Source organism: Streptomyces sp. NPDC103540, assembly GCF_055584445.1.
On the sequence record NZ_JBVJMA010000021.1, the window covers coordinates 18422 to 36335 of the forward strand.

The window sequence follows — 17914 nt, forward strand, 5'->3', positions numbered from 1 at the left end:
GAGGGGTTCGGCCGGGCCGGCCGCTGGGGTGATACGGGTCCGGCCCAGCCGTGTAGCACCCGGGTGCCGGCCTGCCTCAGGAGTTCGGAGTCACGGCAGCGCCGATGATGTCGGCGTGGTCGAAGGCCAGCTTCTCCGGCAGGTTCGTCACCGGCCACCAGCAGGCGGTGCGGGCGTCGCCCCCGGCAACGACTGCCGTGCCGTCGGGGACGATGACCATGTACGCGAAGGTCACGTACGCGCCGCGGCCAGTTCGCGGGCGGCGGCCACGAACGGCGCTTCTTTGGCTTCGACTCGGCCGCCGGGGAGCGCCCAGGCCCTTTCGAAGGGCGGCCTGCTGCGCTCGACGAGCAGAACATCCCCTCCGGGCGTCAGGGCCACCACGTCGGCGGTGTAGATGGGCTCGGTCTCGCTGTCGGTGGCGGCGGCGAAGGTCGAGGCGCGGTGGTCCATGATGAGTGTTCTCCTCGGTTCCGCTCTGGACGGGGAGCCCCGGGGGCGGCCGTGCCTCTTGGCCGATGCTGCGGCCGTCCCCGGGATCTGCGGCGCCGGCCTACTGGTCGGCGGTGTAGCGGTTGACCTGGTTGCGGACGTGCTCGCGGCTGAAGTCGAGGTGCTCGGCAACGGCTTTCTGGGTCAGGTTCTTGGCGTCCATCTCGGCCTTGACCGCGGCCCAGTAGGCGCGGTGGGTGGTCTCGATGGCCTTGTCGCGGGCCTCGGCGGCCTTGTCGAGGCGGGCCTTGGCGGCGGTGGCCTCGGGGGTGTCGGGTCTGGTGGGGGTCATGGTGATCAGCTCCGTGACGGTTGAGGGACGATGTAGCTGCCCCGTGCTCCGGTTGAGAACGGGTTGGGCTGGCCCGGGGCGGGGCGGCCTGGTTGGTAGCCGGCGTGCCGCCCGTCCCGGGGGGTCAGAGCGCCTTGGGCCGGGGCTTGCAGGCGTGCGCGAGGGCGATGTCGAGGATGGGTCCGACGCGGTCGGGGTGCTGAAGGGCGAGGGGGAGGCTGAGGACGGTCAGGAGCGCCGACGCCTTGGCGTCGGTCCTGCCCATCTCGGCGAGCACCTCGGTGGGGGCGGCCTGCGGTAACCGCTGGGTCAGCTCCATGGTTCGATGCCTCCGGTCGTCGGTGCGGGTCTTGCCCACACCCAAGAATGCCAAGTCCGAATTGGCACGTCAATACAAACTTGGCCAACTAAAAATTGCCAACCGTGGGTGCCGCCCGCCCGGTATGGAGCAGGCGGCCCAGGGGCCTACTCGTCGTCGAGGCCGGCCCGCAGCATGTCGTCGTATGCCGAACAGGCCCTCTTCCACAGGTCGCTCGCGTGCGCCTCCGACTCCTGGGCGCACAGGCGGGCGAAGAGGTCGGGAAAGTTGCGGCCGGTGCCGTCGCCGTCGGGGTCGTCGTCCATGGCGGCGGCCAGCGCGTACGGGTCCCTCGGGACCTTCGGGTCGAGGTGGTCGAGGTCGGGGCGGAAGGCGCCGGTGGTAATGACGGTGCCCTTCACGTGCGATGTGTGGTGCAGCTGCCGGCGCAGGCCCGCGGCGATCTCCTCGGCTCGGCTCTCGTGTTCGTACGGGCCGATCCGTACCGGGTCCAGTCCGGGCCGGTCAAGGACGACGGCGTGGCCGACCGGGTCGGTGTAGCGGACGGGCCGGCCGAGCTGGTGCGCGTACGCGATTTCGGCGCGGGTGGAGTCGCCGACGTAGCCGTCGACGTTGACGACCAGGATCTCGTCGCAGGCCCGGATCTTCCAGCGGTGCAGCGCGTCGAGCGCCGTCTTGAGCTCCTCGGCGGCCGCGGGCTCCTCCCACAGCGGATGGGCCTTCTTCATGTCGCAGCCAGGGGCCAGAACGGCGTGACCGGCGACCGTCTCACGGAAGTTGGCCTCGGCGAGCTCGCGCCAGAAGCGGGTGGAACCGCAGAGGGTGACGACCTTGGGCCGGTCGGTGGAGGTGTCGAAGGGGTTGAGCAGCCGGTCGGAGGCGGCCGCGATGAGGCCAGCGGCCTGGAGGTCTCGGTGGTGTTCGGGGTTCATCGGCATTTTCTGCTCCTTCAAGATGGGCGGGCGCGGTCGGCGCCGGGCGGGTGGGATGGCGGGCCCGGGGGTGCATGCCCGCAGTTCAGGTGATCGCTCCGAGGACGGCTGGAGCTTGGTGTGAGGGGTGTTCAGGCGTCGACCTGGCCGGAGTGGAGGCAGGCTCGGAGGCGGGTGCCGATCCATTCGCCGACCTGCGGGGAGACGGCGTTGCCGTACCCGTCGACCTGGTCGCGGGCGGAGCCCCAGACCTTGAAGGTGCCGTGGCGGTCGGCGAAGGGGACGTCGAAGCCGCAGCCGCGGCCGACTTCGTAGTCACGCATCATGCGGAAGAAGCACTGTTCCAAGGGCAGTTCGGCGAGTGCGGCGCGCCACTCGGCCATGAGCAGCGCGGTGGTGTCGAGCGCGGTGAGAGCACCGAGTGGGTCGGTCGGCGGGGGCGGCACGGTCCGTGTCGCAGCCGGCCGCTTCTGCCTGTCCCAGGCAGCCGTGAGCAGCCCGGGGATCTGGTCGGAGGTCACGGTCGGCATCGCTTCGCCGTGCACGGTGGGCACGGTGTGCTGCCGGAAGGGGATGATCCCGGAGGACACGATGGCGAGGGTCTCCGAGCCGACCTGGGTGGGCAGCGGGGTGGTGGCACCGCGCGGGCCGCCCTGGTAGTTGTCGATCGCGAGGGCGATCGGCGCGGTGGTCGGGCTCGTGGTGTCGGTGGCCGGCGCCCACAGCGTCTGACCGAGGCCGTGGGGGGTCCGGCAGCTGGACGTGGGCCGCTCGGTGGCGTTCCACATGGTGGCCATGCTGGCGCCGGAATTCGTGTTCGGTCGGACGTGCTGATCGGCCTGCGTGACCATCGACGGCCAGGGATGCCGCCCGAATCCGTGCGCGGCCTTGGTTGGAGTCAGCACTGCGGGGAATTCCGCGAACCGCTGACGGCAGCGCTCGGCGCGCGCCATCGTCGATGCGGCGAGCGGCCTGGCGCGGTCTCCGATTCGCGTGCCGAGGTCGGTGAGGTCGAGTGCAGCCAGCGAGGGTGTCATCGGCGGGACGACCGCCCGGTGGCAGGAGGGGCACCGGTACTCGTACTGCTTGCCGTAGCGCACCGACCCGGTCGGCGGGATGCCGGTGCGCCACGTCCACACCGCCTTGACGTCACGGTCGCAGTGGTGGCAGCGGGAGACGGGCCGGTGTTCCAGGTCGGGGGCGGGCAGGGACCGGTCCCAGAGGGCGATGTAGAGCCGGTCGCGGGACTGCGGAACGCCGAAGAACTGACTGTTCAGGTAGAGCACCTTGTGGTCGTAGTTCAGCAGGTCGAACTGCTTGAGCCACCACCGGTAGGTGGTGCCGTCGCCGACCTTGGCACGGCCCGGCACGGCGTGGCCCCAGGAGGTGAGCTCGGTGGTGCACTCGACGAGGATGAGGCGGGGGTGGTGTTGGGCGGCGTAGTGCAGGACGCAGTTCGCGGTCGCACGGTCCCGCTCCGAGCGGGTTACGCGCGCCTCGTAGTCGGGGTCCGCGAGCTCGAAGAGGGTCATGCCGTGCTCGTAGGCCCTGACCGTGTTGGCCTGCGAGTGGTTGACGCAGCTCACCCCTGCGGCCAGGAGGTCGGCCGGCGGGAGGTCGCGAGCGGAGTGGTAGTCGGCCGCCGCGGGGTCGACCAGGTCGGCGATCCAGTGCTCGGCATCGGGGTGGTTCGCCTCGTGGACCTCGACCTTGTAAGGGTTGTGGTTCGCCGCCATGATCGTGGTGAATCCGGCGCGCTTGATGCCTTCGGTCAGACCTCCGAAGCCGGAGAACAGGTCGACGGCGACGTACTCGTCGTGCCGGAACCGGCGCCGCCGCGTGGCTGGCCGGTGTGTGGCGGTGCGGGGGAGCTTCCGGGACGGCTGAGCCATCAGGCAGCGCTCCCTTCCGCGCGGCTCGCGCCGGCGCCGCACCGGGCGCGCTCCTCGCGGAGCTGGCGTCGGTCGCGGAGGGTGATGCCGGCCCAGATCGCGGCTCCGGCGCGGCTCGGGTGGTCCAGGGCCCAGGCGAGGCACTGCTCGCGCACGAACTCGGGGCACTGGCTGAGGCAGGCCTCCGGGCCCTTCCTGCGCCGAGTAGGGGTGTTCCCGGTCCAGTCCTCGGGGTCGGCCCCGGGCGCCCGGCACGGCTCGTCGCCGGTCAGCCGCGGCCAGGGGGCGAGGTCGGTGGTGCTCACTCCCCCACCCCCGTGGTCCCGGCCGCCGGGACGGCGGCGGTGGGCAGCAGGTGTTCGAACGGCTTCCAGGCCGTCAGGGCGTACAGGTTCAGCAGGTCGACGCCCACCACGGCACCCTGCTCCTCGTCTCCGAGGCGAGAGTGCTGCGGTTGCAGGCCGCCGGTCTGGTTGGCCTGGGGGTCCTCGTCGAGGTCGAGGTCGGCGACCACGATGGTGTCCCCGGTGCGCTCCAGGACGTAGAGGCGCCGGACGGGGGCGTCGTTTTCGTCGGTGTCCGCTCGGCGCTCCCAGGTCTGGCGGGTGGCGGCAACGGCCCAGGCTTCGCCGGCGTCGGCGGCGTCGGTGACCGCGGCGCAGGCCTGCGCGTACTCGGTTCCGGCATCGACGAGTTCTTTGACGTGGGCCACGATGTGGTCGCTGAGGGCCTGGGTGCCGATCAGCCAGGTCAGGGAGGCGAGGCAGGTCACGACGCCGCTCCCGTCGGGGCGAGGGTGCGGGAGATCTTGGTGGGGGCGAGGTGGTGGTGGAGGGCGGAGCCGTGGTGGTGGGAGGAGAAGGTGGCGGGCAGGCCGCAGCTCCCGCAGTCGGCCTCGTCGCCGCGCCAGGCGACGGCGCAGCGGCCGCAGACGAACGCGTGGTCGGCGAGCAGGGGGTTGGCCTTGGCCACGGGCTTGAGGATGCGGCCGGCGATGGTCAGCCTGCGGGGAGTGGAGGTGTGGTGCTGCTTGTGGCGGGTGGCGTGCATGATGGTGGTCTCTCTTCCGTCTTGGCGGGTGAGGGGCCCGGGGCGGCCGGCGGTTTCTCAGGCCTTGACGGCCGTCCCGGGGTGGAGCTATCGGTCGATGCCCTTGTGCGTGGCCTGGTCCCAGCGCAGGTACCAGCCGGGGCGCAGTCCGCGGGCGGACCAGTCGGTGCGGTGGGCGGCGGCGGGGACGTCCCGGCCGGCCAGGGTGTGGAGGAGGGCCGTCTCCCAGGCGCGCTGCGCGGCCTTTCGGGCGTCGCGGCCGCTCTCGGCCAGGCCCGTGAAGATGTGCACGCCCCGCTCACCGGTGCCAGCGCGCTCTATCGGGACGTCGACCTCCCACATGACCTGGTGCATCGTCAGCCCTCGGCTTCCGGGTCGTAGTCGACGAGGACGGTCTGCACGGTGATGCGGATGCTGGTGACGGACTCGTCGTCCGGGCCGGGGCCGAAGGTCATCAGGTCCTCGGGGGCGTGCTCGTCGCCGTTGTCCGGCGCCCAGGTGGTGTGGATGTCCTCGGGGAGGGGGCAGCGCTTCAGGGCGGCCTCGCCCTTGGCCCGGGCCGCCTCCCGGGTGGCGTAGGTGCCGAGGGAGACGCCGTGGCGGGTGACGTTGTAGACGGCGAGGGTGGCCGGCTTGTCGTCCGTGATGTGGGTGATGCCGGGGAAAAGGGCCTCGGCGGCGGCCAGGCGCGCTTCGATCACCATGGTGGCGCCGATGATCTGGAGCGTCGGGACGGTGAGCGGAAGCGTGCCGGCGGCGGCGCGGCGCCTGATGTCGGCGAGCACGGCGGTGGGGTCGGGGACGGTGGTGGAGGTCATCGGTTCTCCGTCTCGTGGTGGGCCGGCTGGTCCGGTCCTCGGCGGTGCCCGGTCCTCGGAAGGTGGGGCCGGGCGCCGCGGGGGCCCGTCAGCGGTGGGCTGTGCTCGGCTGGTGCAGGGCTTCTTCGAGGAAGTCGACGAGGCGGGGGTCGGCGACGAATCCGGTGACGGCGGCGCGCTGCTCCCAGCGGTTGCCGGCGTAGTCGGCGGCGTCGTGGCCGGGCTGGGAGTCGTCGGTGAGGAATCCGGCCCGGTTGGCGGCGGCCAGGCGGCCGATGAGGGGAAGGACCTCCTCGTTCGGCCCGTAGTTCGGCATGTTCCCGGCGCAGGAGCGGATGTCGCCTTCGAGCCAGCGGGCGGTCAGCTCGCCGAGGTCGGAGAAAGTGGTGGCGGCGCGCCAGAGGCGACGGTCCGCCCGACTCGGCCAGGGCAGTCGGTTCTTCATGGCGGTCCTCCTATGGGGATCTGAGCTGGTCGGCCAGGTTTTCGGCGTCGTAGGCCTCGATCTCGCGCTGCTCGATCAGCAGCTCGTAGGCGGTGAGGGTGGTGGGCTTCATGGGCTGCTGGCCCCAGACGTGCCCCAGGTACTTGTGGTGAAGCCCGCGGGCGGAGCGGTCGCCGAGCTGGTGGGCGTGAACGAGCTCGTGCACGAGGGTTTCGCGGACGTCGCGCTCATGGCGCATGTTGGGGATCTGGAGGACGATCAGCACGCCGTCGCGGTCAAGGGTCGTCTGGCCGAACGCACTGCGGGAGTGGCGGTCGGGGCGGCTGACGGCGTTGACCTGCGTGGGGTTGATGCCGGTGAGGAGCTGGGCCTCGATGGTGTTCACCAGGTGGTCCACTCGGCTGGTGTCACCGTTGAGGACCAGGTGGACGGCCGGCAGGGCGCCGAACTTACCGCGGACGATCTTCTCGGCGTCGGGGGCGATGGCCTTGGCGTAGTTGCTGAGGCGGCCACCTCCGAAGAGGAAGTGCTTGGTGGAGATGCGCAGCATGGCGGTCCCTTCAGGGGAGAGTTCGGGGGGTGAGGAGAGCAACCCGACCCCCACAACAAAACTATAACCACGATTCATCACTTCGTCTAGTGGGTTCCCTCACCTGCCGTCAGTCCCCGGCGAGGTCGGCGGCCCGCTGGAGGAGGTCGAGGACGGCGCCGACGGTCGGGGCGGCGATGTTGTCGTGCACGGCGATGTCGAACTGGCGGCGCAGGGACCGGGGATCGCGGCCTTCGCTGCGCCACTGCGCCTCCAGGCGGGCGCGGTAGGCGGGCGCCGGCTCGGCGCACACGGCCGGTTCGGTCATCGCGGAGCGGATGTAGATGTGGGAGCGGCCGGCGGTATCGGCGTCGGCCGGGGCAGCCATGAGGGCGCCGAGGATGCAGTGGCGGCCGGTGGTGTCCCGCAGTTCCCCGCGGCACCAGCCGGCGGTGGCCAGCGCGGCCGCGGCACGCCGAAGGTGGACGCTGGCCCGGGTGATCGGCCGCTGATGGCGGCGGGTGATCCGGTCGAACAGGAAGGACCGGGCGGCGGCCTGGGCGGCGGCAGCCCGTTCGTTGCGCTCGACCTCGTCGAGGCCTGCGGCGACCAGGGCCGGGATGTCGAACGCGGCCTCGGGCGTGGGGGTCTCGGGCGTGGCCGCCGCGGGCGGGGTGGTCCTCTTGAGCCAGGCTTCGACCTCGTCGGCCAGGAGGCGGGTGCTCGTGTCGGGAGCCTGGGTGCCGAAGGTGGCGGTGCTGCGGTTGCGGGCATGGCGAAGCCTTCCTGCCTGCTGCGGGACGGGCGGTTGGGGAGCTCCGGGGGCGGCCTGCTGAGTGTTGGCGACCTGGCGGCCGGCCCCGGAGACGGTGGATCAGGTGGTGTACTTGCGCACGTTCTTGTAGACGTAGTCGCGCTTGCGCCCCACGGCGTCGGCGACGTCCTGCTGGGCGCCGTGGTAGCTCTTGCTGAGCTCGCCCATCCGCTGCCAGAAATCCGTCTCGGCGGCGAGTACGGCGTTGTCGCGTTCGGCCTGGGCAATCCTTACGGCGGCTCTGAGTTCTGCCGGCGTGCTGGGCTGCGTAGCGCGGCGGGGTGTCATTTGGGCTCCTCGCGGTCGTGAGGGACGATTGGTCCGGCCCTCCTGCTCCGGTTGGAGCTGATTGGGAGACCCGGGGACGGCGGGCTGAGTTTGGCGACCTGGCCGCCGTCCCCGGGGTGCCTCTACTGCAGATCCTCGCGGGTGTCGCCGGCCGCCTCGTCGCCGGCCCGGCCGTGCCCGATGACCTGGTCGGCCTTGCGCAGGTGAAGGGTGGACGCGATCAGGCGCTGGGCCTGGTCCTCCTGGCCCTGCTCGGCGAAGGCGACGGCGAGCCTGCACGTGAGGGTGCCGGCCGTCTCCAGCAGTCCGCTGCTGGTCAGGCTGTGCTGGATCTCCTCCGGGTTGGCGCCGGAGTCGAGGTCGTCGCGGATCAGGCCGAGCTCCTCCGCCAGGGCGTAGGTGCTGTCGCCGTCCCAGCGGTCCGGGTTGATCCAGTCGATGAGTTCCTTGGCGGCGGCGTCGATGACATAGAGGGCACCGATCAGGGCGAGCGCGGTGAGAACGGCACCCGGGGCGCTCAGGTTCGCGAGCGGACCCTCGTTGTTGACGATCGCGTCGAAGCCGACGATGGCCAGGCCAGCGACGATCACGATGCCGTCGTACCGGATGACGGCGGACAGGGCCTTGACGCCGGCGCGCCGGGCGCGTGCGGCCCGGACCGGGCGGTTCTCCAGGGACTTCGGGCGGGCGGTCTCGACGGGGTGGACCAGGATGTGGGTCACGGTGGGGCTCCTTCGGGGCGGGTGTGGATGTCCGGGGTTTGCCGCCCGGGATCTTGCGTGACTCCACTATGCATCTTCAGTGAATGCATTTCAAGGGAATGCATTCAGGTTTGCGGCCTCTCCCCGCCTACGCGTCGGCGCTGGTCACGCCGCCGGAGCTGAACTTGCCGGGCGGCCGTCCGGCGCGGGCCCAGGCGGCCTTGCGCTCGGCGGTGGCCAGGGCAGCGGCGTCCGGGCCCGCGCACTCAGTGCACGTGATGTCCAGGCCCGGGGCGACGATCCGCCCCTTGTCCTCGCAGGCCAGGCACGCCGGTCCCTTGGCCGGGGCGGGCATGCCGTACGCGGCGCGGTACTTGGCGAAGGACGGGACCTTCGGCGCCGGGACCGCCTCGCCCTTCTCCTCGGGCGGGAAGCGCGCCGGCGGGTCAGGAGGCCTGGCCGCTCGACCCGTCCGGCCGGGCGCCCAGGGCCACCTTCGAGGTCTTGCCTTCCTTGACCCGGTGGATCCTTCCTGCCTTCTCCAGCTTGTTCAGGACGTTCGCGAAGGTCGACTCGCCGACCCCGCAGGCAGCCTGCAGCTGGCCCCGCTCCACGTAGTCGATGTCGTCGGGGTCGATCTCGTCGCCCTCGTCGAGCATGTCGACGTACATGGGGTCGGACTCGTCACGGAGGGCGGCCAGGACCTTCTCCTCGGACGTCAGCTCCTTCGGCTTGGGGAGGTCGACGCCGGCGAACGACGTCCCGACCTCGCCGGTGCCGCCTTCGCCGTCCGTCTCCTCGAAGCCGGGGATGGGGCTCTCGGCCAGCATCTCCATGTGCGACTGGTCGCCCCACCAGGGGACGTCGACCGGGGCCATGATGGTCTCCGGCCGGATGTGCTCGGTGGCGTCCTCCAGGGTGTCGATGCGCATCATGCCCGCGCGACCGCCCGGCGCGGCGACGTAGCCCAGGCCGAAGGTGCGGCGCGGGTCCGACTCCGTCATGGTCGGGTCGTACACCAACGAGTCGTCCTCCTCCACCCACACCGGCGGGATCAGGGAGGGGTCGATCCCCTCGAAACCGGGGGGCAGGTCGCCCAGGTTCACCTGGTCGCTGTCGGTGCGCAGGATGATCCAGGTGCCTCCGGCCAGGAGGTTGGCGCGGATCGCCTGCTCGCCGCCCAGCTGGTCGAGGTTGACGGTCTGGTTGATCAGAACCCAGGGCATGCCCAGGGAGCGGGTCAGGGATGCGCCGTCCTTGACGATCTTCACCGCTTCCTTGCGGTTGGGTGCGCCCGGGGCCAGCATCTGAGCGGCCTCGTCCAGCAGGGTGGCGCAGTAGGGCCTCATGTCGGAGGGCTCGAAGTTCTTCAGGTCCAGGCGGGCGGCCTCCTCGATCCGGTGCTGGAGGACCCACCAGGAGATCCGCATGGCGCCCAGGGCGCCGTACTTCGTCAAGCCTGCGTACGCGGCCATCTTCGGGATCGCGGGGTTGCTGGCGCCCTTGGGGTCGCCGTAGATCTGGGCCATCTTGTTGGCGTGGTAGGCCAGGCTAATCATCTGGCCCGTGCCGCCCTTGCCGGATCCGGTGGTACCGGCGATCACGACGTGGAGGGCACCCAGCTTCGGGTCGAAGAGCTGGATCCTGGCGGGGAACCCGGAGACGATCTTCCCGATGTTGACCCAGCCGCCCGGAGTGGCCTTCAGGGAGTCCAGGCCCTGGAAGTCGTGGCCGGCCTCCAGCGGGTTGTGGTCCATGACGCGGATGATCGCGCGCCGGGGGTTGCGCCGTCCCGGCTCGTAGGAGACGAGGTCGATGGAGCGGCGTAGCGCTCCGGCCAGCTCACCGAGGTTGACGACGCGGGGGAGTGCGTCCAGGTCGTCGTCGGCCACGACGCGCGCCACCTGGCCGCCGGAGTTCTCGTCCTTGCCGACCTCTTCCAGGTGGGTCTTCGGGAGGACCCGGGCCCGCACGCGCTTCCAGGCGCCTTGGAGGGTAGAGGGGTCCAGCTCCGGGCGCTGGGTGTACCAGACGGTGATGAACGCTTCCCCGGAGTGCGCGCCGTACTTCATGGTGATGTCGTCGACGGAGCGGCCGAAGAGGCTGCTCACGGCCTCCTTGGACACGTTGACGGAGTCGCCCAGGGCGGCGGTGATCCGTCCCTCCCAACGGTCGGCGTAGATCACGACGTCCGAGAGGACCTGGTTGCGGTGGCGGCCGTTCTTGGGGTCGCTGATCACGCGCCCCCAGGCCTCGATCATCTTGTCGGCCAGGGACACCGCAGCCGGGGCGCCGGTGCTGGCGGGGGCGGCCTGCCCGGTCGGCTGCGCCTGCTGCACCACGATCTTCCGTCGGCCGAAGACGCGGCGCAGGCGCCAGCCGGTGAAGACGACCGCGGCCCACCAGCCCAGCGACAGGATCCCGGGCACGGTGGTCGGCTCGAAGACGCCGGCCATCAGCGCCTCGGACGCCTCGACTCCGCCCAACTGGCCCAGGGCCAGGCCCATGCCGGTGGTGATCGTGGCGATCCCCATGGTGTCGCGGTGCGCCCGCGCGATGTCGATCCCGGGCAGCTGGTCCGCCCAGCGGCCCAACCGGCCCATGTAGTTCGCCCCGGCGAACGTCGCACCGGCCGCGAAGCCGGCGCCCACGTAGACCGCGGCGTTCGGGTCCAGGAAGGGGGCCAGGATGCCCACCCCGACGGGGAGGGCTACCTGGAGCGCCGCGGCGGCGCGCTCCGCAGGCTCCGCGTTCGGCACGGTCTTGGTCATGGTGGACATCGGGGCGACTCCTGTCTGGGCATGGGGTGTTCACAAGGGCGCGGCCGGCCCGCAGGGATGCGATCCCCGGGGCCGGCCGCGCCGGTGGTGGTGGGTGGTGCTATTCCTGCTCGAACCAGTCGCGGCTGACCTTCTGCAGGTCCGTCACGTCGGAGCGGTCGAACGCTTCCTGGAACCCGGCGTGGGTGGTGCGAGCCTGCTCCCCGGCCGCCTTCGCGGCCTTCGCGGTGTTGGACGTCTTCGACGCATAGGTGAGCGCGCCCTCCGACACCCCGCGGATGACCTTCGCGAGTTCCTGGCACTCCGCCAGGGAGTCGCGGTCCATGCTCTTGGCGCCCAGCGCGTCCGCGTCGGAGGCGGTGTCGTCGGCCAGCTCCTTGATGTTCTCCGCGGCCTGCTTGACGCCCTCCGCGTTGCGGGCCAGGGCCTTCTCCTTCGCCTGGACCTTCCGGACCAGGACCTTGTACGTCAGCTCCGCCATGATCTTCTGTACCTCCTGGTGCTACGCGGCGGGCGCGTAGGAGCCCTTGTCGTTGTAGAAGCGCAGCTCGGCCGGCTTGGTCTCGTCGCTGTCGACCACGGCCTTGTACAGCGGCGCGTAGCGGGTCGAGATGTTGGTCAGGACGACCTTGCACATCTCCGCCGCCCGCTTCGCGCGCTTGTGGAGCTCGGCGGCTTCCGCCGCCTGGGCCTTCGCGGCGTCGGCCAGCCTCGTCAGCTTCGCGGCCAGCTTCTCCCCGCCTTCGACGGCCTTGGCCTGGTCGGCCAGCTGCTGGCAGTCCTTCGCCTCGTCCTCCGCCGCGGCCTCCAGCGACTTGCACGCATCGGCCACCTTGATCAGGTGGTTCTCCTTGGCCTCCAACTTCCGCTCGTACTGCTTGAAGTTGCGCAGCTCCTTGCGGCTGATCGACCCCCGGGCACCGTCCGTGCCCAGGGTCAGCGTGTTCGCGTCGATCTCCTTGACCAGGAGGGGCTTCACGTCCGTGCTCACTCCGTCGTCTCCGTTCTCCGGCGGGGCGATGACGATCGTCTGGCCGCTGGGACCGGTCACCGCCGTCCCCTGCTGCTTCGGGTCGTCCTGCTTCGGGTCCTGCGTCTTGGCCTTGTGGTCGGTGCGCGCCTGGTCCAGCCGCGCGTGCTCCTTGGCGTTCTCCTCCCGCTTGTCCTGGTAGCCGTCCTTCGCGCCCTGCGCGTACGCCTTCACGTGGTCGACCGCGTTGCGGACCGCGGAGCCGTCGCCGTGGCCGACCTCCCGCGAGCGCTGGAGCGGGGTCCGGTTGGCGGGCCCGTCCGAGCCGTGGCCGGCCCCGCTCGTGCCGGAGCCACCGGCCTTGCCGGAGCCACCGCTCGAACCGGGGCCGCCACCGCTCCCGGAGCCGCCGTTCTTGCCGGAGCCGCCGCTGCTCCCGGAGGAGCCTCCCGGGCCCTGGCCGCCGCCCTTCGTCAGGTTGGCCTTCTCGCCCTTTCCCTTGTCGGCCTTGTCGTTCGAGCTGCCGGAATTCCCGCCGGATGAGCCGACCGACGCCGATCCGCCGCCACTTCCGGAGGCACCCGGCTTTCCGTCTTTGCCAGCTTTCCCGGCAGATCCCGCGTTTCCCGAGGAGCCGTCCTTGCCTTTGCCCCCAGAGTCCTTCGGTCCCCTGGGGCTGGTGTCCTTCGGCGAACCGCCGCCACCGTTTCCGCTGGTGCCGCGCCCGCCGCCGGATCCGCCGCTCCCATTCGAGCCGGACGAGCCGCGCCCGCCGCCTCCGGTACCGCCGCCGCTTCCGCTGCGACCGGTACCCGTGGAACCGTTCGCGGTGGAATTGCGGCCCGAATTCCCGCCGCTGCTTCCGCCGGAATTATGACCGCTTCCACCGGCCCCTGCGGAGCCGTTTCGGGTGGTAAGTCCGGGCGATTTCATGACCGTGGTGGTCCGCGCCTCTTTCACCTGGTGTGCACTGACCTTGGCCTTCTCCAGGTCCAGGCGCTTGTTCGCGGTCCCGCCGCCCTTTGCCCAGCGGGTCGCGCCCGCCCGGATCAGGGTTTTGAGAACGCCTTCCTTGTACTGGGCACCGGCCGCGTCGGATCCGGCCCCGGTCAGGTCCTGCGGGGCCTTAAACGCCTCGCTGGTGACGCCCGGGGAGGAGCGGTCGACCACTCCGTCGGGGTCCGCCTTCGCTGCCGGATCGTCCCCGTCCGGCCGGGCTCCGGCGCCGGCCGCGGTGACCGGTCGGGCGGGTTCCACCGCGGCCATCAGGGCGGCCATGATGCCGGTGTCCGCGCCGGTGGCCAGCGCGGCGGGGGCGGCCGTCGCAGTGGGCGGATCGGGGGGTCCCCCGGGGACCGGGGGCGCCGTATCGGTCGCCATGACTTCCTCACTCTCCGTGTCACCGATGGTTCCTTACTCCTTACCTCCCAAAGCGGAGAGCAGCCGATCAGGGTCCACGGGGGTCTGATTGCGGCGCTCTCCGCCGGGAGGTAGGGAGTAAGTAGTCACCGTGCGTGGCTACGCGTCGGTCTTCTTGCCCTTGCGTGCGAACACCGCGACGGCCAAGGCGCCGCCGGCGAAGAGACCCAGCAGGGCGGAGGTGTTGATCACGCCGCCGCCCCCCGCGTTCCCGGCGTCCAGGGTGCTGCCGGCAGCCTGCATGCCGAAGTCGGCGGTCTCGTACTGCTGCTTGCAGTCCGCCACGACGGCGCTCCTGGGCGGCGAGCCGTACCCCTTGTCGAACTGGGTGGAGGAGTCCTCCACGCATTTGTCGACGGCGGCCTGGATCTTCTCGGCGGAGTCGGTGGCGGCCTTCTTGGCGCTGGTCGCCTGCTCGTTGCGGATCCTCATTTCCTCCAGCTCCAGCTTCTTCATCTGGATCTGGAGGGCGGCGGCCTCCTTCTCGTCTTTCGCGACGGCCGCCGAATGGGCCTGAAGCCAGATGGTTCCGCCGCCGACGATCGCCACTCCGGCCACCGCGATGGCGACCCTTCCCCGGCGGGTCAGACCGGCCTTCTTGTAGACGACCGGGGTTCCGTACGGTCCTTCGTCGGCATACGGGGAGGCGTCCGGATTGCTGTTCCCAAAGGACATTCCGGCCGCCATTCCGGCCTGAATTCCTTCGAATGCCTTCTCTTCGTCCGGTGTCATTTCAATCTCCGTTCTTACGTGCCATGTCGGAGGCCGCCGAAATTGTGGCCTCTACACCCCGGAAGGTGTTGCTGGAAAGGTCGTTCCACTCCCAGAACCGCAGGTTCACGCCCTGGCGGGCAAGTTGGGACTGGAGGTAATTCACGGCCTTTCCCCGGTCGATCGTGGTGACGTGCCCGGTGGATTCCAGAAACGTCTGGGCACCTCTGATGCACATCCGTCCGGTGGGAGAGAAGTCGAAAGCCTGGCACCAGCCGTAGCGGGTGAGGACTTCGATCACCTGGGCCAGGTGGAACGACGGCTTCAAGGGGCGCGGCTCCTGCCAGAGCCCTAGGTCAGCCATCGCGAACCGGACTCCCTTGGGGATCAGTCGCTGGCCCCAGGTCGGGGGGTCGGGCGCCCAGATCTCCAGGGCCGGCGGGATCACCGCGGGGGGTACCAGCGCGGGCGCCGGCGGGGTCGTCGTACAGGGGAAGCGCCCGGCCTTCGGGGCGGGCCCGGTCGTCGTGGGTGCCATGCTGTGCTCCCTTCTTGCGTGAGTCGACAAGGCGAGGCCTCCCGCTGATCACGCTTCAGCGGGGGGCCTTCGTGCGCCTGAACGCGCGTCGGGGATCTCCAGCCGCTCGGGGCGGTGCCCGAGCTGGGTGTAGGGGAGACGGATGCGGTGGTGGCGCGGGACGGGTGGTGCTCGGTTGTGCCTGGCCCGCTGTGCCGCGCTCGGGGCGCGGTGCGGGCGAGCGGCCTGCCGGCCGTGGCCGTCACCGGTCCGCGCTCGGGGGACGAGCGCGGACCGGGGGCGACGATGAGCGGCAGGACGGTGGTGCGGGCGGTCCGGTCAGCGGACCGTGTGCTGCTTGAGGGCGACGGCGATCTGTCCGGCGCGGTCCGTGGCGATGGTGCCGCCCTCGGTCCGGACCGCCTTGGCGATGTTGGTCCGGTTCAGCGGCGCCCCCTCGGTCCGGAGCCGGTCCAGCGCGGTCCGCTCCTGGTCCGTGAGCGTGATGACCGTGAGGTCCGGACCGCCGTCCTCTCCCCGGCCCGGATCAAAGTCGCCCTCCGGGGCCTCCTGGTCGGCCGGTCCGGTGCGGTCCGGCTCCTGCGGTCCGGGAGCGGCATCGACGGTCCGGACCGTCACGCCCCTGCTGGCCGCCGGGCCCTGGGCCGCGGGCACGACCCGAGACCCATGGTCCGGACCGGGTGCGGTCAGCAGGTCAGCGCCCTGCGGACCGGCCGGACCGGCCTCCAGCGCGAGCGCCGGTCCGCCGGTCCGGTCCGTGGCCCCGGCGGTCCGGACCGGACCGTGGACCGCGTTCCGGTAGCCCGGACCGGACCGGACCGGATACCCGCCGGGCTGGACCGGGCGGACCGGCGCCAGGCTGTCCAGCGGTCCGGACCGGTCCATGCGGGTCAGGGTCAGGACGGACGGGATGGCGGCCGGTCCGTGATCGTCGGCCGCAAGGCGGGGGACGACGACCCGGTGCAGGGCCAGACCGGTCCGGGCCGCCTTGCGGTCCGCGAGCTCCACGCCCGCTGCGGTCCAGGCCCGGTCCAGCGTGGTCAGGCGCGGGTCCGTGATCGCGAGCGACCAAGCGGTCCAGCTGTGGACCGGGTAGCGGAACCAGCGGACCGCCCCGATCGACGGGCGGGCCTTGGCGACCTTGCCGTCCTCACGGAGCTTGCGGCGGTGGATCAGCGAGGCGTACAGCTCCCACAGCACCATGCCCACGATGGACATGGCGGCGAAGGCAACCGCCTTCGGCGTGAAGTGCCAGTAGGTGATCTGCTCCGACCAGATCAGCTTCTTCGCGTCCCACACCCGGCTGCCGGGCACCGGCTCACCGGAGGCGTGCCAGAAGTTCATGACCGCCGCCCCAAGGGCGAAGATCCACGTGGAGACGCGGTAGAGGGTTCCGGCGTCGCCGCCCTGGCGGGCCTGGTGGTACATCCAGCCCACGAACGCCGTGCTGAGTTCCCACGCGGCTGCGAACAGGATGGTGAACGGGACGACCCAGCCGAGGATGTCCTCGGCGAACCCGGCCTGGCCCGTCCACGCGACGGCCATCGGCGCGGTGATCGGGCCGATCACCATCAACCGCTCCGCGTTGACCTTCACGAACTGCTTCACGCGGTCGGCCGCGGACGGCTTCCCGGCGCGGTCCGCGGCCCGCAGCTCCCGCAGCTTCGCCCTGCGGGCCTCCTTCGCGTCCCGGCGCTGCCCCTTGGCCTCAAGCTTGAGGCGCTTGCGCTCCAGCGCCCGCTCCGTGCGGTCCATGGCGCGCGCCATCCGGGCGCCGGCCTCAGCGACCAAGTCGTCGGCGGCCTTCAGCGTGACCTCCGCGTCCGCTTCCCTCAGCCGGGCCCGCGCCAGGGCCTGCTCGGCTTCCTTGAGGTCCGCGTCCCGCTTGGTGCGAGCGGCGGCCAGAATGCGGTCGGCCTCCTCGCGGGCGATGCGGGTCAGCCGGTCCGCGTCCTCGGCCGCCGTCGCCCGCAGCCGGCCGATGTCCTCCCTGGCCAGCGCCCGCGTACGCGCCGCGTCCGCACGGGACGCCTCCCGCTCGCGGGCGGCGTCCTCACGCAGCTCGGAAGCCGCCTTCTCCGCCCCGGCCTTCACCTGCGCGGCCTGGGCGCCCGCGCTCTCACGCAGCCGCTCCGCCTCGCCGCGCGCCTGCTCCAGGAGCTCGTCGGCGTCGGTGGTGGCTCGGGTGCGGGTGTCCGCCGCGGTGCGCTCCGCAGCCGTCAGCAGCTCGGTGCGCACCGTCTCCGCGTCGGCGAGGTCCTTCGCGGCACTCTGCGCGGCCTCGGTGCGGACCTGCTCCGCCCGCGCGGCCGCCGTGGCGGCGGCCTCCTGCGCCTGGCGGTGGGCGGCGGCGAGCAGCTGCTCGGCAGCCGCGTTGGCGTCGGCGAGGACCTGGTCGGCCTCCCCGGCCGCCGCCGCCGTGACGGCGTCGGCCGCCGTGCGCGCGTCGGCGAGCAGCTGCTGCGCCGTGGCGTCGGCCTGGGCGCGGACCTGGTCGGCGGCGGCGGCCGCGGTGGTGGCGGCCTCCGTACGGACCTGGTCGGCGTCCGTCGCGGCGGCGGCCAGGAGACGGGATCGCTCGCCGTGGGCGGCCTCGGTGATCGAGGCCGCCTCGGTGCGCGCCCCGTCCAGCAGCTCGGTGGCGAGTGCCTGCCCGTCGGCGAGGATCCGCGCGACGTCGTCGGCGGCCAGGTCCCGGAGGTCGGCGGCGCGGTCGGCGGCGTCGGCCACGACCGGGTCGGCCTCCGGGAAGACCAGCGGCGCCGTCTCCTCGGAGGCGGCGGCCTGGGCGGGAACGGAGGCCGGCGTCGCCGGGGCCTTGGCGCGCCCGTTGCGGGGCTTCGGGTTCGCCGCGGGGCGCCGGCGGCGGGTGGCGGGCTTGGTGGCCACGGAATGTCCTTTCTCTTCCGGGCGCCTCCGCGAAG

The 17914-nt window shown here is 71.7% G+C and carries 22 protein-coding genes; all 22 read right to left on the reverse strand.

The features are described from left to right. Window positions 1-76 precede the first annotated feature (76 nt). The 22 genes from ACZ6ZI_RS35445 to ACZ6ZI_RS35550 all read right to left on the reverse strand — a co-directional run bounded on the left by ACZ6ZI_RS35445 (window position 77) and on the right by ACZ6ZI_RS35550 (window position 17879). Complete coding sequence (locus ACZ6ZI_RS35445; protein ID WP_469528120.1) at window positions 77-220, reverse strand: hypothetical protein; 144 nt, start codon at window positions 218-220, stop codon at window positions 77-79. Between the two features lie 11 nt (window positions 221-231). After that, window positions 232-453 carry an NUDIX domain-containing protein gene (locus tag ACZ6ZI_RS35450; RefSeq protein ID WP_469528122.1) on the reverse strand — a complete coding sequence of 74 codons (222 nt, stop codon included), beginning with the start codon at window positions 451-453 and terminating at the stop codon, window positions 232-234. Between the two features lie 100 nt (window positions 454-553). Next, window positions 554-784 carry a hypothetical protein gene (locus ACZ6ZI_RS35455; RefSeq protein ID WP_469528124.1) on the reverse strand — a complete coding sequence of 77 codons (231 nt, stop codon included), beginning with the start codon at window positions 782-784 and terminating at the stop codon, window positions 554-556. Window positions 785-908: 124 nt separating this feature from the next. Then, complete coding sequence (locus tag ACZ6ZI_RS35460) at window positions 909-1103, reverse strand: hypothetical protein (RefSeq protein ID WP_469528125.1); 195 nt, start codon at window positions 1101-1103, stop codon at window positions 909-911. Between the two features lie 146 nt (window positions 1104-1249). Next, window positions 1250-2041, reverse strand: coding sequence for a hypothetical protein (locus tag ACZ6ZI_RS35465; protein WP_469528127.1), 792 nt, complete (start codon window positions 2039-2041; stop codon window positions 1250-1252). Window positions 2042-2166: 125 nt separating this feature from the next. After that, window positions 2167-3927: a DNA cytosine methyltransferase gene (locus ACZ6ZI_RS35470; protein WP_469528129.1), complete on the reverse strand. Its 1761-nt coding sequence runs from the start codon at window positions 3925-3927 to the stop codon at window positions 2167-2169. Next, on the reverse strand, window positions 3927-4232 hold the full coding sequence (locus ACZ6ZI_RS35475; protein ID WP_469528133.1) for a WhiB family transcriptional regulator: 306 nt from the start codon (window positions 4230-4232) through the stop codon (window positions 3927-3929). Before ACZ6ZI_RS35475 ends, ACZ6ZI_RS35470 begins: the two co-directional genes overlap by 1 nt. Next, window positions 4229-4699, reverse strand: a complete 471-nt coding sequence (locus ACZ6ZI_RS35480; RefSeq protein ID WP_469528136.1) for a hypothetical protein — start codon at window positions 4697-4699, stop codon at window positions 4229-4231. Before ACZ6ZI_RS35480 ends, ACZ6ZI_RS35475 begins: the two co-directional genes overlap by 4 nt. Beyond that, a complete protein-coding gene (locus ACZ6ZI_RS35485; protein ID WP_469528137.1) occupies window positions 4696-4977 on the reverse strand; it encodes a hypothetical protein in 282 nt (93 codons plus the stop codon). Before ACZ6ZI_RS35485 ends, ACZ6ZI_RS35480 begins: the two co-directional genes overlap by 4 nt. 87 nt (window positions 4978-5064) lie before the next feature. Beyond that, the gene (locus tag ACZ6ZI_RS35490) at window positions 5065-5331 is read right to left on the reverse strand and encodes a hypothetical protein (protein ID WP_469528140.1); all 267 of its coding nucleotides are present in this window, start codon (window positions 5329-5331) and stop codon (window positions 5065-5067) included. Window positions 5332-5333: 2 nt separating this feature from the next. Further along, the gene (locus tag ACZ6ZI_RS35495) at window positions 5334-5795 is read right to left on the reverse strand and encodes a hypothetical protein (RefSeq protein WP_469528142.1); all 462 of its coding nucleotides are present in this window, start codon (window positions 5793-5795) and stop codon (window positions 5334-5336) included. Window positions 5796-5883: 88 nt separating this feature from the next. Next, window positions 5884-6240: a DUF6919 domain-containing protein gene (locus tag ACZ6ZI_RS35500; RefSeq protein ID WP_469528145.1), complete on the reverse strand. Its 357-nt coding sequence runs from the start codon at window positions 6238-6240 to the stop codon at window positions 5884-5886. 10 nt (window positions 6241-6250) lie between these two features. After that, window positions 6251-6790, reverse strand: a complete 540-nt coding sequence (locus ACZ6ZI_RS35505) for a hypothetical protein (RefSeq protein WP_469528147.1) — start codon at window positions 6788-6790, stop codon at window positions 6251-6253. A 109-nt stretch (window positions 6791-6899) separates the two neighbouring features. Next, window positions 6900-7481: a DUF6197 family protein gene (locus tag ACZ6ZI_RS35510; RefSeq protein WP_469528342.1), complete on the reverse strand. Its 582-nt coding sequence runs from the start codon at window positions 7479-7481 to the stop codon at window positions 6900-6902. A gap of 512 nt (window positions 7482-7993) precedes the next feature. Next, window positions 7994-8593, reverse strand: a complete 600-nt coding sequence (locus ACZ6ZI_RS35515; protein ID WP_469528150.1) for a hypothetical protein — start codon at window positions 8591-8593, stop codon at window positions 7994-7996. 127 nt (window positions 8594-8720) lie between these two features. Beyond that, on the reverse strand, window positions 8721-8927 hold the full coding sequence (locus ACZ6ZI_RS35520) for a hypothetical protein (protein ID WP_469528153.1): 207 nt from the start codon (window positions 8925-8927) through the stop codon (window positions 8721-8723). Window positions 8928-9018: 91 nt separating this feature from the next. Beyond that, window positions 9019-11352 carry a hypothetical protein gene (locus ACZ6ZI_RS35525; protein WP_469528155.1) on the reverse strand — a complete coding sequence of 778 codons (2334 nt, stop codon included), beginning with the start codon at window positions 11350-11352 and terminating at the stop codon, window positions 9019-9021. 100 nt (window positions 11353-11452) lie between these two features. After that, window positions 11453-11833, reverse strand: a complete 381-nt coding sequence (locus ACZ6ZI_RS35530) for a hypothetical protein (RefSeq protein WP_469528157.1) — start codon at window positions 11831-11833, stop codon at window positions 11453-11455. 21 nt (window positions 11834-11854) lie between these two features. Next, complete coding sequence (locus ACZ6ZI_RS35535; protein ID WP_469528159.1) at window positions 11855-13702, reverse strand: hypothetical protein; 1848 nt, start codon at window positions 13700-13702, stop codon at window positions 11855-11857. A 138-nt stretch (window positions 13703-13840) separates the two neighbouring features. Continuing rightward, on the reverse strand, window positions 13841-14416 hold the full coding sequence (locus ACZ6ZI_RS35540) for a hypothetical protein (protein WP_469528162.1): 576 nt from the start codon (window positions 14414-14416) through the stop codon (window positions 13841-13843). A 58-nt stretch (window positions 14417-14474) separates the two neighbouring features. Then, the gene (locus ACZ6ZI_RS35545; RefSeq protein ID WP_469528164.1) at window positions 14475-14990 is read right to left on the reverse strand and encodes a DUF6197 family protein; all 516 of its coding nucleotides are present in this window, start codon (window positions 14988-14990) and stop codon (window positions 14475-14477) included. 318 nt (window positions 14991-15308) lie between these two features. Then, window positions 15309-17879 carry a hypothetical protein gene (locus ACZ6ZI_RS35550; protein ID WP_469528167.1) on the reverse strand — a complete coding sequence of 857 codons (2571 nt, stop codon included), beginning with the start codon at window positions 17877-17879 and terminating at the stop codon, window positions 15309-15311. Between the last annotated feature and the right edge of the window lie 35 nt (window positions 17880-17914).

What these genes read in the sequence shown, in the direction of transcription:
- ACZ6ZI_RS35445 (WP_469528120.1), bottom strand. Translation starts at nt 220, where the DNA reads ATGGTCATCGTCCCCGACGGCACGGCAGTCGTTGCCGGGGGCGACGCC.
- ACZ6ZI_RS35450 (WP_469528122.1), bottom strand. Translation starts at nt 453, where the DNA reads ATGGACCACCGCGCCTCGACCTTCGCCGCCGCCACCGACAGCGAGACC.
- ACZ6ZI_RS35455 (WP_469528124.1), bottom strand. Translation starts at nt 784, where the DNA reads ATGACCCCCACCAGACCCGACACCCCCGAGGCCACCGCCGCCAAGGCC.
- ACZ6ZI_RS35460 (WP_469528125.1), bottom strand. Translation starts at nt 1,103, where the DNA reads ATGGAGCTGACCCAGCGGTTACCGCAGGCCGCCCCCACCGAGGTGCTC.
- ACZ6ZI_RS35465 (WP_469528127.1), bottom strand. Translation starts at nt 2,041, where the DNA reads ATGCCGATGAACCCCGAACACCACCGAGACCTCCAGGCCGCTGGCCTC.
- ACZ6ZI_RS35470 (WP_469528129.1), bottom strand. Translation starts at nt 3,927, where the DNA reads ATGGCTCAGCCGTCCCGGAAGCTCCCCCGCACCGCCACACACCGGCCA.
- ACZ6ZI_RS35485 (WP_469528137.1), bottom strand. Translation starts at nt 4,977, where the DNA reads ATGCACGCCACCCGCCACAAGCAGCACCACACCTCCACTCCCCGCAGG.
- ACZ6ZI_RS35490 (WP_469528140.1), bottom strand. Translation starts at nt 5,331, where the DNA reads ATGCACCAGGTCATGTGGGAGGTCGACGTCCCGATAGAGCGCGCTGGC.
- ACZ6ZI_RS35495 (WP_469528142.1), bottom strand. Translation starts at nt 5,795, where the DNA reads ATGACCTCCACCACCGTCCCCGACCCCACCGCCGTGCTCGCCGACATC.
- ACZ6ZI_RS35500 (WP_469528145.1), bottom strand. Translation starts at nt 6,240, where the DNA reads ATGAAGAACCGACTGCCCTGGCCGAGTCGGGCGGACCGTCGCCTCTGG.
- ACZ6ZI_RS35505 (WP_469528147.1), bottom strand. Translation starts at nt 6,790, where the DNA reads ATGCTGCGCATCTCCACCAAGCACTTCCTCTTCGGAGGTGGCCGCCTC.
- ACZ6ZI_RS35520 (WP_469528153.1), bottom strand. Translation starts at nt 8,927, where the DNA reads ATGCCCGCCCCGGCCAAGGGACCGGCGTGCCTGGCCTGCGAGGACAAG.
- ACZ6ZI_RS35525 (WP_469528155.1), bottom strand. Translation starts at nt 11,352, where the DNA reads ATGTCCACCATGACCAAGACCGTGCCGAACGCGGAGCCTGCGGAGCGC.
- ACZ6ZI_RS35530 (WP_469528157.1), bottom strand. Translation starts at nt 11,833, where the DNA reads ATGGCGGAGCTGACGTACAAGGTCCTGGTCCGGAAGGTCCAGGCGAAG.
- ACZ6ZI_RS35535 (WP_469528159.1), bottom strand. Translation starts at nt 13,702, where the DNA reads ATGGCGACCGATACGGCGCCCCCGGTCCCCGGGGGACCCCCCGATCCG.
- ACZ6ZI_RS35540 (WP_469528162.1), bottom strand. Translation starts at nt 14,416, where the DNA reads ATGTCCTTTGGGAACAGCAATCCGGACGCCTCCCCGTATGCCGACGAA.
- ACZ6ZI_RS35545 (WP_469528164.1), bottom strand. Translation starts at nt 14,990, where the DNA reads ATGGCACCCACGACGACCGGGCCCGCCCCGAAGGCCGGGCGCTTCCCC.